Source organism: Burkholderia sp. AU45251 (assembly GCF_030482905.1).
Taxonomy (GTDB): domain Bacteria; phylum Pseudomonadota; class Gammaproteobacteria; order Burkholderiales; family Burkholderiaceae; genus Burkholderia; species Burkholderia aenigmatica.
Genome location: NZ_JAUJQH010000001.1, coordinates 85910 through 101341, shown reverse-complemented (window position 1 = coordinate 101341; position 15432 = coordinate 85910). Strand labels below are relative to the sequence as shown.

The window sequence follows — 15432 nt, the reverse complement described above, 5'->3', positions numbered from 1 at the left end:
GAGCGCCACGCCCGCGGCGGCTGTGGGATAATCGTCCGGTTTGCCCAGGGCGCAGCTCAAGAGGTTGTTCGCACGGGCGCGAGAGAGGCCTTTATTCCCGTGCCTCCACCCTTTTCCCGCGATATTTCTTCAGCAACGACAATGCCCATCTACCGTTCCAAAACCTCCACCGCCGGCCGCAACATGGCAGGTGCGCGCTCGCTCTGGCGTGCCACCGGCATGAAAGACGACGATTTCTCGAAGCCGATCATCGCGGTCGTCAACTCGTTCACCCAGTTCGTACCCGGGCACGTGCACCTGAAGGATCTCGGCCAGCTCGTCGCGCGCGAGATCGAGGCTGCCGGCGGCGTTGCGAAGGAATTCAACACGATCGCGGTCGACGACGGCATCGCGATGGGCCACGACGGCATGCTGTATTCGCTGCCGAGCCGCGACATCATCGCCGACTCGGTCGAATACATGGTGAACGCGCACTGCGCGGACGCAATGGTGTGCATCTCGAACTGCGACAAGATCACGCCCGGGATGCTGATGGCCGCGATGCGCCTCAACATCCCGGTGATCTTCGTGTCGGGCGGCCCGATGGAAGCGGGCAAGACGCGCCTCGCGAACCCGGTCACCAAGGCGATCGAAGTGAAGAAGCTCGACCTCGTCGACGCGATGGTGATCGCGGTCGACCCGTCGTATTCCGACGCCGAAGTCGCCGAAGTCGAGCGCTCGGCCTGCCCGACCTGCGGTTCGTGCTCGGGCATGTTCACCGCGAACTCGATGAACTGCCTGACCGAAGCGCTCGGCCTGTCGCTGCCCGGCAACGGCACGGTGGTGGCCACGCACGCCGATCGCGAGCAACTGTTCAAGCGCGCCGGCCACCGCATCGTCGAACTGGCCCGCCAGTACTACGAGCAGGACGACGAACGCGTGCTGCCGCGCTCGGTGGGCTTCAAGGCGTTCGAGAACGCGATGACGCTCGACATCGCGATGGGCGGTTCGACCAACACGATCCTGCACCTGCTCGCGATCGCGCAGGAAGCCGGCATCGACTTCACGATGACGGACATCGACCGCCTGTCGCGCGTCGTGCCGCAGCTGTGCAAGGTCGCGCCGAACACGAACAAGTACCACATCGAGGACGTGCACCGCGCAGGCGGCATCATGGCGATCCTCGGTGAGCTCGAGCGCGCCGGCAAGCTGCACACCGACGTGCCGACCGTGCACGCGCCGTCGCTGAAGGATGCGCTCGACCAGTGGGATATCGTCCGCACGCAGGACGAAGCGGTCCGCACGTTCTACCTGGCCGGCCCGGCCGGCGTCCCGACGCAGGTCGCGTTCAGCCAGGACACGCGCTGGCCGAGCCTCGACGTCGATCGCGCCGAAGGCTGCATCCGCTCGTACGAGCATGCGTTCTCGAAGGAAGGCGGCCTCGCCGTGCTGACGGGAAACATCGCGGTCGACGGCTGCGTGGTGAAGACGGCTGGCGTCGACGAAAGCATCCTCGTGTTCGAAGGCACGGCGCACGTGACCGAATCGCAGGATGAAGCGGTCGAAAACATCCTGAACGACAAGGTCAAGGCCGGCGACGTGGTGATCGTGCGCTACGAAGGCCCGAAGGGCGGCCCCGGCATGCAGGAAATGCTCTACCCGACCAGCTACATCAAGTCGAAGGGGCTCGGCAAGGCATGCGCGCTGCTGACGGACGGCCGTTTCTCGGGCGGTACGTCGGGGCTGTCGATTGGCCACTGCTCGCCGGAAGCGGCAGCGGGTGGTGCGATCGGCCTCGTGCGCGACGGCGACAAGATCCGCATCGACATCCCGAACCGCACGATCGACGTGCTGGTGTCGGACGAGGAACTGGCGCGCCGCCGCGAAGAGCAGAACGCGAAGGGCTGGAAGCCGGCGCAGCCGCGTCCGCGCAAGGTGTCCGCTGCGCTGAAGGCCTACGCGAAGCTGGTCATGTCGGCCGACAAGGGTGCCGTGCGTGACCTGTCGCTGCTCGACGACTGACAGGGGTAGCACGGCCGGCTGCTTGTAACACGTAGCCGGTCAGGCCGCGGGCCGTACGACCGTCCGCTTGCCCGACCCAGAAGCCGCTCTCCGGAGCGGCTTTTTTTCGTTCTGCTTCGGCAGAAAGCGCCGGCAACGTCAGTGACGGAATTCTTCCGGGCCGCCGCCTCCGCCGCCACCGCCCCCACCGTGGCTTCCGCCTCCGTTCCCGCCGCCTTGCGGCCGCGCGCCGCCGTAACCACCGCCACCACCACCCGGGTGCACCGGTGCCGGCATCGAGCGGCCCTCACCTCCCGGCGCGGGCGGCGGACGCATGACAGCGGCCGGTGGCGGACGCATCACGGCGGCCGGCGGCGGCGCTGCCGGTCGTTCACGGACGGCAGCACCCGGCATCGGCGCAGGCGCAGCCGGTGGCGGCGTGCGGATCGCGCCATTCCAGCCGCCACGCGCAGCCGACGGCCGTGTGTCATGCACGGGCGGCGGACCGCCCGGTGCGACCTGCATCGCGCCGCCCGGTTGCGGGCGTCCCTGTCCCGGCGGTACGCCGCCCGGGCCGAGCCGCGGTTCCGCGCGGTGTTCCCACCGATCGCGGTCATGGAACCACGGCCGGTGACGGTAGTAGCGATCCCAGTACGCGCCGATCGCGAACCCCGTGATCGGCACGCCGATGATCGCGCCATATTCGAGCAGCGGCGCGTAACCGCCCTGGTACGGATAGTCGATCAGTTGCGCGTCGATCCAGCCGCGCACGCCCGGCAGCGCGACGTCGCACCACGAGTAGTCGCTCAGGCAGCCGAACACGTCCAGCGCGGTGCCCGGCGGAATCTGCGCGACGACCGGATAGTCGGGCGCCGGCCCGGCGAACAGTTCGGCCGGCGCGTTCGTGTAGCCGGTGCTCTGCGCCTGCGCCATGCCCGGCGCGACCGCGAGGCCAAGCAGGACGACGCACAGACTTCGGACAATCGTGTTCCTCATGATGCTCTCCCGCGCGGTGCCGCCGCGCGCCGGTCAATGCCGATGCCCGCCCCAGCCGCCACCCCAGTGGCCGCCGCCCCACGGACGATGCCCGTACCCGCCGCGGCCACGCCAGCCGCCGCCCCAGCCGCCCCAGAAGCCGACCGAGATGGCCGGCGCGCCCCAGCCATACCAGCCCGGGTAATACGCGGGTGCATAGTATGGATAAGGATAGGGATACGGCGGCGGATAGGCCGGCGCGACGTAGACAGGCGCCGAATCGGCCTCGGGCGGCGCAACCGCCGCCGACGTCGGGCCCGGTGGAGCGGTGCCCGGCGCAGCCGGCGTGACGGGTAGCTCGCGCTGCGTCAGCGTGGCCGGTGCCGGCGCGTAATACGGAGCATAGCCATACGGGCTCGTGTAATAACAGCCGCCGAGGGTCAGCGTCGTCAATGCGAATACCGCACACCTCGCGGCAGGAATCGGGGTCATGTCTTGCTCCGGCAGAATCCACGCGCCGCCGCCGGGCGCGCGCCTGACTCTAGCTTACGTCCCCTGCAGATTTCCGCTCGGTATGATCGGTTACTTTTTGTTTCCTGTGCCGGACGATCGCGTGGGCATGCCGCGTGCTGGCACGTCTGCCGCGCCCGCGTTGAAGTTCGCGCAAATGCCCTCAACTTGAACGATGTCAGGCTGGCCGGCGCGGACAGGGGTTCGCGAGCAACCGGCGGCCCGAAACCGGCGGACTTCGGCCCGCCCAGACAGGAACGCGGCTCACGCCGCCATCGACATGACTACGCCACGCCCCACTCCCCGGGCGGACACGCCGCTCGATCCGATCATCCAGTTGCTGGCGCTCGCCGGCGAACAGGGTTATCTGACCCACGCCGACCTCGTCGACGCGCTGCCGCCCGAAAGCGACAGCCCCGACGCGCTCGACGTCGTGCGCGCCGCGCTCGCCGACATCGGCATCGCAGTGCTCGACGGGCCGGCCGCGCCCGCGCCGTTCGCCGGCACGGTGCCTGTCGACGTCGATCGCGATGCGCTCGACGAAGGCCGCGCGATGCTCGGCGACCTCGCACGCGGCACGAGCGCGTCGACCGATCCGCTCGCGCTCTACCTGCGGCGCATGCAGGCCGTGCCGCTGCTCACGCGCGAAGGCGAGATCGTACTTGCTCGCGAGATCGAAACGGGCCGCCACCAGATCCTGCACGCGCTCGCCGGCTGTCCGGCCGCCGTCGACGCGCTGCTGGCGCGTCACCGCGCAACGGCGACGACCGGCGCAGCCGGATCGTCCGATGACGACCCCGCAGACACGCCCGCGCCCGTCAGCGACGACGCGCTGCAGGCGGCCGTCGCGGCCTTGCGCGGCGCGTTGCACGCGCATGGCTTCCGTTCGGACGAATACCGTGACGCGCGCAACCGCGTGGCCGCCCTGCTCGGCGCGATCCCGTGGGTCGCACCGGCCGTCGACGACGCGAGCCGCGTCGTACGCACGCTCGCGTCTGCGCCGCGTGGCACCGCCGCGGGCGACGCCGCCTGCTTCGACACGGTCGCGCGACGGGCACTCGCAGCCGCGCTCACCGACGGCCAGCAGAAAGTGCGCGACGCCACGCGCGCGATGCTCGAAGCGAACCTGCGGCTCGTGCTGTCGATCGCGCGCAAGTACATGAACCGCGGTGTCGACCTGCCCGATCTCGTGCAGGACGGCAGCCTGGGCCTGATGCGCGCGATCGAGAAATTCGAATACCGGCGCGGGTTCAAGTTCTCGACCTATGCGACCTGGTGGATCCGCCAGGCGATCGCGCGCGCGGTCGCGGATCGCGCACGCACGATCCGCGTGCCCGTGCACGTCGGCGACCAGTACCAGCGTGTGCAGCGGCATGCGCTGCGGTTTCGTCAGCGCACGGGCCGTCGCGCGACGCCGGCCGAACTCGCGGCCGAAACCGGCCTCGACGAGGACAAGCTGCGCGCGGTGCTCGCGCTGCCAGCCGAGCCCGTATCGCTCGACGCGCCGCTGCCCGACGCGGACACCGGCCTGGTGGAGCTGATCGAGGACCAGGCGTCGGCCAGCCCGTTCGAGCAACTGGCCGACACGCGCATGCGCGAGTGCGTGAGGTCGCTGCTCCGGTCGGTCACGCCGGCCGAGGCCGACGTGCTGCGCCGGCGGTTCGGCCTCGGCGGCGCCGAGCCCGATACCTACGACGCGATCGCGCAGGACGCGGGTATGTCGCGCGAACGCGTGCGGCAGATCGAGAAACGGGCGCTCGCCGCGTTGCGCACGGCCGCCGAGGCCGAGAACGCGCAATCGTTCCTCGACGCGTGACCGCGTCACGCGACGCACGGTCGTGCCGCTATCCGGCACGACCGTGTGCTTCGCACCTGTGCTACGTTTGCCATTGACGTGCGTCAAGTTTTCTTCATCGCGTATCGCGACAATGGTAAAAAGCCGACCGGCGCACCGCTAGCCGTGTCCATTCCGTTTGTGCTTCCCCGGGTCCCTCGCCATGCAGACGACCGCCAGCCAAACGTACGAGGAAAACCGCCATATCGCGATCTGCCTGCGCGAGGCGGCGCAGCGGCTGGCTGACCAGGGCGCGAATCCGTATCGGGTCGCCGCGTACCGCGCGTCGGCCGAGACGGTCGATGCGCTCGACCTCGATATCCGCGCAGTGTTCGAGTCCGGCGGCGTCGATGCGCTCGGCACGCTGCCCGAGATCGGCACGGGCGTCGCGCAGGCGATTGCCGAGCTGCTGGTGACGGGGCGCTGGCGCCAGCTCGACCGGCTGTGCGGCGACGCCGAACGCACGTCCGCGTTCGAGGCGGTGCCGGGTATCGGCCACGCGCTCGCGCTGCGCATTCACGACCTGCTGCATATCGATACGCTCGAGGAGCTCGAACGCGCGGCCCGCAACGGCCAGCTCGAGACGATCTCGGGCGTCGGCCCGCGGCGCGCGGCCGGCATCCGCACCGCGCTCGACGACGTGCTGAGCCGCCGCCGGCGCTGGCAGGGCCGCGTGCAGGACGCCGGCCCCGGCACAGAGCCGCCTGTCGAACTGCTGCTCTACATCGACCGTCTGTATCGCAACAAGGCCGCCGCCGGCGCGTTGCCGACGCCTGGCGTTGTGCAACGCGCAACCGTGCATCGGCGCCTGAACGCGGACGGCTACGTGCCGTTGCCCGTGATGCACATGACCAAGGGCGGCTGGCATTTCACCGCGCTGTGCCTCCATGCCGCGATGCGCACGCCGGAGGCCTCCCGCCCGACCGACTGGGTCTCGCTCTATTTCTACGACGCCCTGCAATGCGAGCATCAGCGCACCGTCTTCACCGAAACGTACGGCTCGCTCGTCGGCAAGCGCATCGTGCGCGGGCGCGAGCAGGAATGTCGTGTGTATTACGCGGGATGACTCAGTCGTCGCCAACCTCGTCGACGTCGAACGCGACGTCGAGCACCGACGCGATTTCACGACAGGCATGGGTGAGCGTGCGTGAACGGTGGCCGGCACGGTCCACCCCGATATCGAACCCGGTCAAATACGCGTTGTAATCGGTAGTGCGCTCCCGCTTCGGCACGTCGAACCAGAACGTCACCATGTAGTCGCCATTCCAGCGAACCGGCATCACATGCGTGAACCGCAATCTCGTGATTGCGCCGTGGCGGAACCGGAAGCTGTCGTCGCCGACGCGGAACCCCGACCACGCGCCGTCGTTCGACACGAATACCGTCAGCGTTTCGTCCGGTGGTGCGGCGGGCAGGCTGTCTTCCGTGGCCAGATCGGCCGTCGATACCATCGCCGCCCCCGAACCGTCGCGCCCCGCCTCGACTTCCACGTACGCTTCGATCGCCCGCTTCGCCTTATCGTAGAAACGGCGCGTAACCTCGGGCCGTGCGGCGTCGGCAATCAGGACCAGTTGCTTGAATCGGGCATGCTCGCCATATCGAAGCGGCACATCGGGCGTGTCGTCGGGCTCATCGGCCGGTTCGTCATCCAGACTATCGGCCGGTACGGGCGTTGCGCTCGTCTCAGGCGGCCCAACGGACCCACGCCGCCGTTTCAACAGGGCAGTCCCCCACGTCAGCAACGCGGTCTGCATCGCCAGCACGGCGGCCAGTGTCGCGCACCCGGCGAGAAACCCGTAATGCGGCCCGACCTTCGATGCCGCATACGCGGCAGGAAGCACGTAAAGCACAAGTAAAAACCACACGCGGCAACCCCGTTGTTCCTGTTTGCAATGTCCGTCGGCCATGAATGGCGACGTGCCGCCGAATCGCCACTGCCCCCCAATGCCTGCGCATCGCGCGGGCCGAGCGCCTACGCGGCTTCCGTCTTCGTGCGGCGCGCCGGATGGCGATGCGCGGCGATCCGAAGCAGCTTCTGGAACGACGGGCATTCGAGATGGTTCGATGCCGGGCACACGGCCGCATGCCGCAACGCGTCGCGCACGGCGCCGAGACGGCGGATCGTGCGGTCGAGTTCGTCGGCCTTGCCGTCGAGCTTCGCGCGATCGATCGCAGGCAGGCCGTCCGTGCCGACCATCGCGAGGATGTCGTCGAGCGAAAAACCGGCCTCGCGGCCCAGTGCGATCAGCGCCAGGCGCTCCAGCACCGACTCGTCGTATTGCCGCCGCAGCCCGTGGCGGCCGGTCGGGACGATCAGCCCCTTTTCCTCGTAGTAACGCAGCGTCGACGCGGGCAATCCCGAGCGTCGCGCCACATCTGCAATGTCCAGCCGGCTCATGCTTGACCTCAAGTGAACTTGAAGTTGCAAGATAGTCGCTCGACTCCATAAAGACAAGCCCGGACTGCCATGAAACCGCTGAAACCACGCTGTATTCCGCTGCACCGCGCAGCCTTTTCCGTTCTTCGCGGAGGGTCGCGATGAGCGCGCCCGACGTCCTGCTCAACCTGTTGCTGATCGGCGCGGGCGCGACGCTCGTGATGGATCTGTGGACGCTGTTCCGGCGGCGAGCCTTCGGCATTCCGTCGCTCGACTATGCGCTGGTCGGCCGCTGGATCGGTCACATGATGCAAGGCCGGTTCCGGCACGTGTCGATCGGCGCCGCGGCGCCCGTGCCGGGCGAACGCGCGCTCGGCTGGATCGCGCATTACGCGATCGGCATCGCGTTCGCGGCGCTGCCCGTCGCGATCGCGGGCACCGAATGGATCGGCACGCCGACCCCGCTCCCCGCGCTCCTCGCCGGCCTCGCCAGCGTGATCGCGCCGTTCTTCGTGATGCAGCCCGCGTTCGGCTTCGGCGTCGCCGCGTCGCGCACGCCGAACCCGGGCGTCGCGCGCCGGCGCAGTCTCATCACGCATCTGTCGTACGGTGTGGGGCTTTATCTGGCGGCGGTTACGCTCGCGGCGCTGGCCCGTTGAGCACACGGCCTTCGTCAAAGCGATAACAGGTAGCGTCGCCGACGCCCACGCTCCCCTCTGTCGAGCGTGACTAGCGCATCACCCTGCGCGCGCCGGACGAAGGCCGCGCCGGGTATCGGCACCGGCACCGGCGCCACGGCGATGAGGATGCCCACGCCGGAATTCGGGCCGGCTCGGCGTGCTTGCGCGCCGCCTTCCGGTGTTCCCGCTGTTTTCAAGCCGTTCATCCGGCCTGCCCGGATCGCGGCACCCATCACTCCCCGCCGCAGTCGATCAGGTTGTGACGCATGCGCCCGAGCAACCGCACCAGCGTATCGCGCTCGTCGGGCGTGAAGCCGCGCAGCCCGTCGTCGGCGACGGTGTCACCCACTTCGAGCATCTGCGGAAAGATCTCGCGCGACTTGTCGGTCAGCCGGATCACGAATGCGCGGCGATCGTCGTCGTTCGCGACGCGCTCGATCCAGCCATAGCTTTCCATCCGGTCGAGCAGCCGCGTCAGCGTGATCGGCGCGATCTCGAGCCATTCGGCCAGCCGCGCCTGATTCATCTCGCCCTTCCATGTCAGGTACGCGAGCACGCGGCTTTGCGCGCGCGTCAGCCCGATGCGCTTCGCGCGCCGGTCGAAGAGACGCCCGTTCAGGCGCGCCACATCGGCGATCAGGTAACCGATCCGGTTCTCGTAGGTCTTGTCCATGCGGCGATTATAGGGTCGAGCCGGCAACTGCCTCCCGCTCGAGACGCAGCCATAAGCGGAGATATAATACGCATGCTTATAATTTGCGTCATACCGGATCGCCGCCCACGGCGACCGCTCCACGGAGACACCCGCTTGAACCCCGCCGCCGACGCCCCCGCCTCGCCCGCCCTGAACCGGCCGATGCTGACCCTGTCGATCATGCTCGCCACGCTGATCCAGACCCTCGACAGCACCATCGCGAACGTCGCGCTGCCGCACATGCAGGGCACGCTGTCCGCGTCGCAGGACGAGATCACGTGGGTGCTGACCTCCTATATCGTCGCCGCGGCGATCGCGACGCCGCTCACCGGTTGGTTGTCCGACCGGCTCAGCGTGAAGCGGCTGCTGATCGTGTCGATCGCCGGCTTCACGGTCGCGTCGGCGCTGTGCGGGCTGTCCGAGACGCTCGTGCAGATCGTCGGCGCGCGTCTGCTGCAGGGCGTGTTCGGCGCCGCGCTGGTGCCGCTGTCGCAGTCGATCCTGCTCGACATCAACCCGCGCGAGAAACAAGGCCAGGCGATGGCGATCTGGGGAATGGGCGTGATGGTCGGCCCGATCCTCGGCCCGACGCTCGGCGGCTGGCTCACCGACAGCTACAACTGGCGCTGGGTGTTCTTCATCAACGTGCCGATCGGCGCGTTCGCGCTCGCCGGCGTGATGACCTTCCTGCCCGCGCGCGCGCCGCGCCCGCACGTGAAGTTCGACGCATTCGGCTTCGCGACGCTGGCGCTCGCGATCGGCGCATTCCAGGCGATGCTCGACCGCGGCGAACAGCTCGACTGGTTCGGCTCATACGAGATCCGCATCGAGGCGCTCGTCGCGGCGCTCAGCTTCGCGTTCTTTCTCGCACATACCGCGACCGTCGGCAAGGCGTCGTTCTTCAAGTCGGAACTGTTGCGCGACCCCAACTTCGCGACGGGCACGCTGTTCATCTTCGTGGTCGGCGCGGTGCTGTACGCGACACGCGCGCTGCTGCCGCCGATGCTGCAGAACCTGATGGGCTACCCGGTCGCGACGACGGGCCTCGTCACTGCGCCAAGCGGCGCCGGCACGATGATCGCGATGCTGTTCGTCGGAAGACTGCTGAAATACGTGGATGCGCGGATGCTGCTGCTCGCGGGGCTGTCGATTTCCGCGCTCGCGCTATGGCAGATGATGCAGTACACGATCGTGCTGTCCGAAGCGGACATCGTGTGGCCCGGCGTGGTGCAGGGCTTCGGGCTGGGGCTCGTGTTCGTGCCGCTGAGCGCGCTGTCGTTCTCGACGCTGCCGCCCGACCTGCGCGCGGACGGCACGGCCACCTACAGCCTGATGCGCAACATCGGCAGCAGTATCGGCATCTCGATCGTCCAGACGCTGATGACGCGCAACACGCAAGTCGCGCATGCCGACCTCGCGACCCACATCACGCCGTTCAACCCGGCCGTGCAGGCCATGGCCGGCAGCCGCCTCGACATTGCGCTGCTCGACCGCACGATCAACCAGCAGGCGTCGATGATCGCGTACCTGAACGACTTCAAGCTGATGTTCGTCGCGACGCTGCTGATGATCCCGCTGTTGCTGCTGATCCGCCCGCCGCAGAAGGCGGCGAGCGTCGACGTCGCGCATGCGGCGATGGACTGACGATCCGGCCGATCGACGGACGGATACGCGCACCGCATCGCGCGCCGCCTGCCCCGCGATTCTCACGCGCGGCAGGCGTGCAGCGTCAGGCCTTCATCGTGCCCGTGCGGACGTAACGCTCGTGCCACGACAGCGCCTCGGCGAGCAGGTGCGGCGTGTGCTTGCCGAAGCTTTCGCGCGACGCGCGCTCGAAGTAATCCTCGAGCATCGGCCGATAGTCCGGATGCGCGCAGGTCGCGATGACCTTGCGGGCACGCTGCTTCGGCGACAGGCCGCGCAGGTCCGCGAGGCCCTGCTCGGTGACGACCACCGCGACGTCGTGCTCGGTATGGTCGACGTGGCTCGCCATCGGCACGATCCGCGAGATCGCGCCGCCCTTCGCGGTACTCGCCGACATGAAGCACGACAGGTAGCCGTTGCGCGCGAAGTCGCCCGAGCCGCCGATGCCGTTCTGGATCTTCGTGCCCATCACGTGGGTCGAGTTCACGTTGCCGTAGATGTCGGCCTCGATCATCCCGTTCATCGCGATGCAGCCGAGACGGCGCACGAGCTCCGGATGGTTGCTGATCTCCTGCGGGCGCAGCACGATCTTCTCGCGGAACGTCGCGATTTCATCGGCGAAGCGCTGCACGGCAGCCGGGCTCAGCGACAGCGCGGTGGCCGACGCGAAGCCCAGCGTGCCGTCCTGGAGCAGGTCGAGCATGCCGTCCTGGATCACTTCGGTGTACGCGGTCAGGTTCGAGAAGCCGGCCGAGCTGAGCTCCGCGAGCACCGCGTTCGTGATGTTGCCGACGCCCGACTGCAGCGGCAGCAGGTTTTCCGGCAGGCGGCCACGCTTCACTTCATGGCGCAGGAAGTCGATCAGTTGCAGCGCGATCTGCTTCGACGTCGCGTCCGGTGCGGAGAACGCATTGCTGCGGTCCGGCGCATCGGTCTCGACGATCGCGACGATCTTGTCGGCCGGGCAACGCAGGTACGGCTCGCCGATCCGGTCGTCGCTCTTCGTCAGCGGAATCGGCTTGCGGTGCGGCGGCAGCGCGGTGCCGTAATAAACGTCGTGCATCCCGTCGAGGCCGAGCGGCTGGCGCGAGTTAACCTCGAGGATCACGTGCTTCGCGCGTTCGAGCCAGGTCTTGTTGTTGCCGATCGACGCGGACGGAATCAGCAGCCCGTCCTCGCGGATGCCCGCGACTTCGACGATCGCGACATCGAGATCGCCGTACAGGCCGAACCATGCGTACTGCGCGACGTGGCTCAGGTGGACGTCCTGGTAATCGACTTCGCCGCCGTTGATCTTGTCGCGCAGCGTCGGGTCGGACTGATACGGCAAGCGCATCGAGATGCCGTTGGTGCGGGCGAGCGCGCCGTCGAGTTCCGGCGCGGTCGACGCGCCCGTCAGCACGTTGATCCGGAAGTCCTCGCCGCGCGAGTGCGCCGCGTCGATGTGGGCGGCAAGCGCGGCCGGCACGGCCTTCGGATAGCCCGAGCCCGTGAAGCCGCTCATGGCGACGGTCATGCCGGGACGGATCAGCGCGGCGGCTTCGTCGGCGGTGCGGACGAGCGAACGCAGGGCGGGAGCGAGGATGCGTGAAGATGACATGGCTGGTTTCTGACGCTTTGGTCTGTCGTTGACGTCGCGGGGGGTGTCTCCTGAGCGACATGAAGCCCTTGGGGCCGCGAGGGGCGGCCGGCACCACAGGCACGGTCGGAGTATCGCAGAGGCAATCGCCGCGAAATGTCCGCTGAATGAAAAAGATCCTTGTCGAATTTGCCGGGTATCGAACGACCGTTCTGTGACAGGCGCTCCGTTTGAAGCGGATGCACGCGTAAGGTGCACGAAAGTATCGGGCAGGAAAACGCGTCGCCGATCGCCCACTCTCGCGCGTCAATCGGCGGATTTTGACGGCCATTTACCGCCTTTCCATCGACAATGAACGACGCCCGTCCGGCGCGGCCAATTGTCACCCGATGCGGCTCATTCCGACCTGACGCATATCAAGCTCGCACGCACCGCGCGACGCGCGCGGCAAAGCGCGAAAAGTACCGCCGCACCGGCCTGAGAGGCCCGTCCGTCCTTGACAGCCGCCCGATGCGAACCACACTGGAATCTGGATCGCGCGGCCCCGTTTGGCCGCCCTTTCGCGCACGCGCTTTTCGGCCGGCCAATCGCCGCAAGACGCGGTAACACTCCCTCATGTCAGGACATTGATCGAATAAAAAGCACCAAATTACAATTCCGTATATATTTCGCCGATGGACCAAAGAAAAACCGCCACACGTTCCGAACCGCCCCTGCCACGCACCTGGGATGCGCGGCTGGCGCGCTCGCTTGTCCGACCGCTCGTCGACACGCCTGTCACCCCGAATCACCTCACCACCGTTCGTCTGCTGATCGGCCTCGCCGGCGCCTGGTGCCTCGCGCACGGCGGCTTCGGCTGGAGCAATGCGGGCGCGTTCCTGATCGTACTGTCGAACTTCGTCGACCACACCGATGGCGAGCTCGCGCGCATCAGCGGCAAGACGAGCAAGATCGGTCATTTTTACGACCTCGCGGCAGACGCCCTCGTCACGGTCGCGCTGTTCGTCAGCATGGGCCTCGGCATCGTCGCCCAGGGCGGCCAGATGGCCGCATCGCCGGTGCTGCTCGGCGCGGTGGCCGGCGCCGCCGTTGCGCTGATCTTCTTCCTGCGCATGCGCATCGAATCGTTCGCCGGCAAGGCCGGCACCAAGCAGGCATTCGCCGGCGGCTTCGAAACCGAAGACGTGCTGTACCTGCTGCCGCTCGTGACGCTGTTCGACGGCGTCGAGCCGTTCCTGCTCGCGGCGTCGATCGGCGCCCCGCTGTTCGCCGCGTGGGTCGTGATCGACTGGTGGCGCATCGTCCGGCGCGGCAATGTTCCGCAGAATTCCACTGAAATCCAGGCTTCCAAATGACTAGCACGCGCGACGACTCCGTGCTGAGCCCGGCACGCCCCGCGCCCGTGCGCGCCGCGTCCGACCCCGATCGCACCGTGGCCGACTGCGTCGGCCATCTCGACCTCGAGCAAGTGCGCAACGACTACACGCGCCAGGGCTCGTTCCTGTACCTCGACGCATTCCTGCCGGCCGACGCGCACGCGAAGCTGGCCGACGCCGCCCGCGCGATGCAGGCCGGCCTGAACCGCAATTACCTGCCCGGCCACAAGCAGGGCGGCAGCGTGAGCCGTCATACGATCGACGAGCAGGCGCCGTACATCGCCGAACTGTATCGATCGAAGGCACTCATCTCCTTCCTCGAGAAGGTCACGGGCGACAAGCTGATGCTGTCGCCGGACGACGATCCGCACGCGTACGCGCTGTATTACTACACGAAGCCCGGCGACCACATCGGCTGGCACTACGACACGTCGTACTACGACGGCCGCCGCTACACGCTGCTGATCGGCGTGATCGACGAATCGTCGTGCCGGCTCGACTACGAGCTGCACACGCGCAATCCGGACGTCGCCGACGAACCGGGCTCCGTGCAGATCGCCGACGGCGGCATCGTGCTGTTCGATGGCGACAAGCTGCGCCACCGCATCACGCCGCTCGGCCAGAACGAGATGCGCGTGTCGCTCACCTTCGAATACGTGACGAACCCCGGCATGCGGCCGTGGAAGCGCTTCATCTCGAACATGAAGGACGCGATCGCGTATTTCGGTTTCCGCCAGGTGTTCAAGCAACTGGCAACGCGACGCACGACCGGGTCATGACACGCGCCGGCCTCATCCTGCTGTCCCTCGGGACCGCACTCTTCGTCGCACTCCTGGCATGGCAAGGCGTCGGCGCGGTCGCGTCCACGTTCCTCGCAGCCGGCTGGGGGCTCGCGCTCGTCGCGGCGTTCCACGTCGTGCCGCTCGTGATCGACGCGATGGCGATCTCCGTGATGTTCCGCCCCGGCCAGCCGGGCGCCGAGCTCGGCAACGCGCTGCGCGCGCGCTGGGTCGGCGAATCGGTGAACAGCCTGCTGCCCGCCGGGCAGATCGGCGGCCCCGTGCTGATGGTGCGCCACCTCGCGCAGCGCGGCACGCGGATGGCCGACGCGGCGGCGGCCGTCACCGTCAGCACGACGATGCAGGCGCTCGCGCAGATGGCGTTCGCGCTGATCGGCATCGCCGCGTTCAGCCTGTATGCAACGCACGAATCGGTCGCGCACCTGCGCACGCCCGCGCTGATCGCCACCGGCGTGCTCGGCGCCCTCGCCGCGCTGTTCTACATGGCGCAGCGGCGCGGGCTGTTCGGCCGCGGCCTGCGCCTCGCGTCGAAGCTGCTCGGCCCGCGCGACTGGTCGTCGCTGGCCACCCGCGCCGACGCGATCGACGACGCGGTCGGCGCGCTGTATCGCGATCGCGCGAAGGTCGCGAAGACGTTCGCATTGAGTCTCGTCGGCTGGATCGTCGGCACCGCGGAAGTGTGGCTCGCGCTGCATTTCCTCGGGCATCCGGTGAGCTGGCTCGACGCGCTGCTGCTCGAGAGCGTCGGCCAGGCCATTCGTGGCGCGGCCTTCGCGATCCCGGGCTCGCTCGGCGCGCAGGAAGGCGGCTACCTGCTGCTCGCGCCGCTGGTCGGACTGCCGCCCGACGCGGCGCTCGCGCTGTCGCTTGCGAAGCGCGCGCGCGAACTCGCGCTCGGCCTGCCCGGCCTGCTCTATCTGCATTTCAGTGAAAGAAACTGGCAGCGGCGCCGTGCGCCGCAGCCGCTCGCCGACTGATCGTTC

14 protein-coding genes are annotated in these 15432 nt (G+C 68.2%); 8 read left to right on the top strand and 6 right to left on the bottom strand.

The annotated features are described in order from the left end of the window. Nucleotides 1-141 precede the first annotated feature (141 nt). Nucleotides 142-2001: a dihydroxy-acid dehydratase gene (gene ilvD / locus QZM67_RS00435; RefSeq protein ID WP_301800200.1), complete on the top strand. Its 1860-nt coding sequence runs from the start codon at nt 142-144 to the stop codon at nt 1999-2001. A 138-nt stretch (nt 2002-2139) separates the two neighbouring features. On the opposite strand, the gene QZM67_RS00430 is transcribed toward ilvD, so the two are convergent. After that, nucleotides 2140-2976 (bottom strand): SH3 domain-containing protein, encoded by an 837-nt coding sequence (locus QZM67_RS00430; RefSeq protein ID WP_301800199.1) that lies wholly within the window; start codon nt 2974-2976, stop codon nt 2140-2142. Nucleotides 2977-3009: 33 nt separating this feature from the next. After that, nucleotides 3010-3447 carry a hypothetical protein gene (locus tag QZM67_RS00425; RefSeq protein ID WP_175022267.1) on the bottom strand — a complete coding sequence of 146 codons (438 nt, stop codon included), beginning with the start codon at nt 3445-3447 and terminating at the stop codon, nt 3010-3012. A gap of 298 nt (nt 3448-3745) precedes the next feature. On the opposite strand from QZM67_RS00425, the gene QZM67_RS00420 reads away from it, so the two are divergent. Both QZM67_RS00420 and QZM67_RS00415 read left to right on the top strand, forming a co-directional pair. Further along, complete coding sequence (locus QZM67_RS00420) at nt 3746-5281, top strand: sigma-70 family RNA polymerase sigma factor (RefSeq protein WP_301800198.1); 1536 nt, start codon at nt 3746-3748, stop codon at nt 5279-5281. Between the two features lie 181 nt (nt 5282-5462). Continuing rightward, complete coding sequence (locus tag QZM67_RS00415; RefSeq protein ID WP_301800197.1) at nt 5463-6365, top strand: helix-hairpin-helix domain-containing protein; 903 nt, start codon at nt 5463-5465, stop codon at nt 6363-6365. Between the two features lies 1 nt (nt 6366). Here the strand turns inward: QZM67_RS00415 and QZM67_RS00410 are convergent, their stop codons facing one another. Further along, nucleotides 6367-7053, bottom strand: coding sequence for a hypothetical protein (locus QZM67_RS00410; protein ID WP_301800196.1), 687 nt, complete (start codon nt 7051-7053; stop codon nt 6367-6369). Nucleotides 7054-7271: 218 nt separating this feature from the next. Next, nucleotides 7272-7697: a helix-turn-helix domain-containing protein gene (locus QZM67_RS00405; RefSeq protein WP_175022271.1), complete on the bottom strand. Its 426-nt coding sequence runs from the start codon at nt 7695-7697 to the stop codon at nt 7272-7274. 140 nt (nt 7698-7837) lie between these two features. On the opposite strand from QZM67_RS00405, the gene QZM67_RS00400 reads away from it, so the two are divergent. Next, a complete protein-coding gene (locus QZM67_RS00400) occupies nt 7838-8335 on the top strand; it encodes a DUF2938 domain-containing protein (RefSeq protein ID WP_301800194.1) in 498 nt (165 codons plus the stop codon). A gap of 253 nt (nt 8336-8588) precedes the next feature. Here QZM67_RS00400 and QZM67_RS00395 read toward each other — a convergent pair whose 3' ends face one another. Then, nucleotides 8589-9029: a MarR family winged helix-turn-helix transcriptional regulator gene (locus QZM67_RS00395; protein ID WP_089453207.1), complete on the bottom strand. Its 441-nt coding sequence runs from the start codon at nt 9027-9029 to the stop codon at nt 8589-8591. A 135-nt stretch (nt 9030-9164) separates the two neighbouring features. Between QZM67_RS00395 and QZM67_RS00390 the strand changes: the two genes are divergently transcribed. Beyond that, the gene (locus tag QZM67_RS00390; protein WP_301800192.1) at nt 9165-10694 is read left to right on the top strand and encodes a DHA2 family efflux MFS transporter permease subunit; all 1530 of its coding nucleotides are present in this window, start codon (nt 9165-9167) and stop codon (nt 10692-10694) included. A gap of 85 nt (nt 10695-10779) precedes the next feature. Here the strand turns inward: QZM67_RS00390 and QZM67_RS00385 are convergent, their stop codons facing one another. Further along, nucleotides 10780-12294, bottom strand: a complete 1515-nt coding sequence (locus QZM67_RS00385) for an acetyl-CoA hydrolase/transferase family protein (protein ID WP_089453209.1) — start codon at nt 12292-12294, stop codon at nt 10780-10782. Between the two features lie 653 nt (nt 12295-12947). Here QZM67_RS00385 and QZM67_RS00380 point away from each other — a divergent pair. From QZM67_RS00380 to QZM67_RS00370, 3 genes are read left to right on the top strand one after another with little or no spacing between them, the layout of a single operon-like run. Beyond that, on the top strand, nt 12948-13628 hold the full coding sequence (locus QZM67_RS00380) for a CDP-alcohol phosphatidyltransferase family protein (RefSeq protein ID WP_089453210.1): 681 nt from the start codon (nt 12948-12950) through the stop codon (nt 13626-13628). Then, nucleotides 13625-14428 carry a 2OG-Fe(II) oxygenase gene (locus QZM67_RS00375; protein ID WP_043183307.1) on the top strand — a complete coding sequence of 268 codons (804 nt, stop codon included), beginning with the start codon at nt 13625-13627 and terminating at the stop codon, nt 14426-14428. Before QZM67_RS00380 ends, QZM67_RS00375 begins: the two co-directional genes overlap by 4 nt. Further along, on the top strand, nt 14425-15426 hold the full coding sequence (locus QZM67_RS00370; RefSeq protein WP_301800191.1) for an HpnL family protein: 1002 nt from the start codon (nt 14425-14427) through the stop codon (nt 15424-15426). Before QZM67_RS00375 ends, QZM67_RS00370 begins: the two co-directional genes overlap by 4 nt. The last annotated feature ends 6 nt before the right edge of the window (nt 15427-15432 follow it).

Coding starts and splice junctions, on each gene's coding strand:
- ilvD (WP_301800200.1), top strand. CDS start 142: ATGCCCATCTACCGTTCCAAAACCTCCACCGCCGGCCGCAACATGGCA.
- QZM67_RS00430 (WP_301800199.1), bottom strand. CDS start 2,976: ATGAGGAACACGATTGTCCGAAGTCTGTGCGTCGTCCTGCTTGGCCTC.
- QZM67_RS00425 (WP_175022267.1), bottom strand. CDS start 3,447: ATGACCCCGATTCCTGCCGCGAGGTGTGCGGTATTCGCATTGACGACG.
- QZM67_RS00420 (WP_301800198.1), top strand. CDS start 3,746: ATGACTACGCCACGCCCCACTCCCCGGGCGGACACGCCGCTCGATCCG.
- QZM67_RS00415 (WP_301800197.1), top strand. CDS start 5,463: ATGCAGACGACCGCCAGCCAAACGTACGAGGAAAACCGCCATATCGCG.
- QZM67_RS00410 (WP_301800196.1), bottom strand. CDS start 7,053: ATGCAGACCGCGTTGCTGACGTGGGGGACTGCCCTGTTGAAACGGCGG.
- QZM67_RS00405 (WP_175022271.1), bottom strand. CDS start 7,697: ATGAGCCGGCTGGACATTGCAGATGTGGCGCGACGCTCGGGATTGCCC.
- QZM67_RS00400 (WP_301800194.1), top strand. CDS start 7,838: ATGAGCGCGCCCGACGTCCTGCTCAACCTGTTGCTGATCGGCGCGGGC.
- QZM67_RS00395 (WP_089453207.1), bottom strand. CDS start 9,029: ATGGACAAGACCTACGAGAACCGGATCGGTTACCTGATCGCCGATGTG.
- QZM67_RS00385 (WP_089453209.1), bottom strand. CDS start 12,294: ATGTCATCTTCACGCATCCTCGCTCCCGCCCTGCGTTCGCTCGTCCGC.
- QZM67_RS00380 (WP_089453210.1), top strand. CDS start 12,948: ATGGACCAAAGAAAAACCGCCACACGTTCCGAACCGCCCCTGCCACGC.
- QZM67_RS00375 (WP_043183307.1), top strand. CDS start 13,625: ATGACTAGCACGCGCGACGACTCCGTGCTGAGCCCGGCACGCCCCGCG.
- QZM67_RS00370 (WP_301800191.1), top strand. CDS start 14,425: ATGACACGCGCCGGCCTCATCCTGCTGTCCCTCGGGACCGCACTCTTC.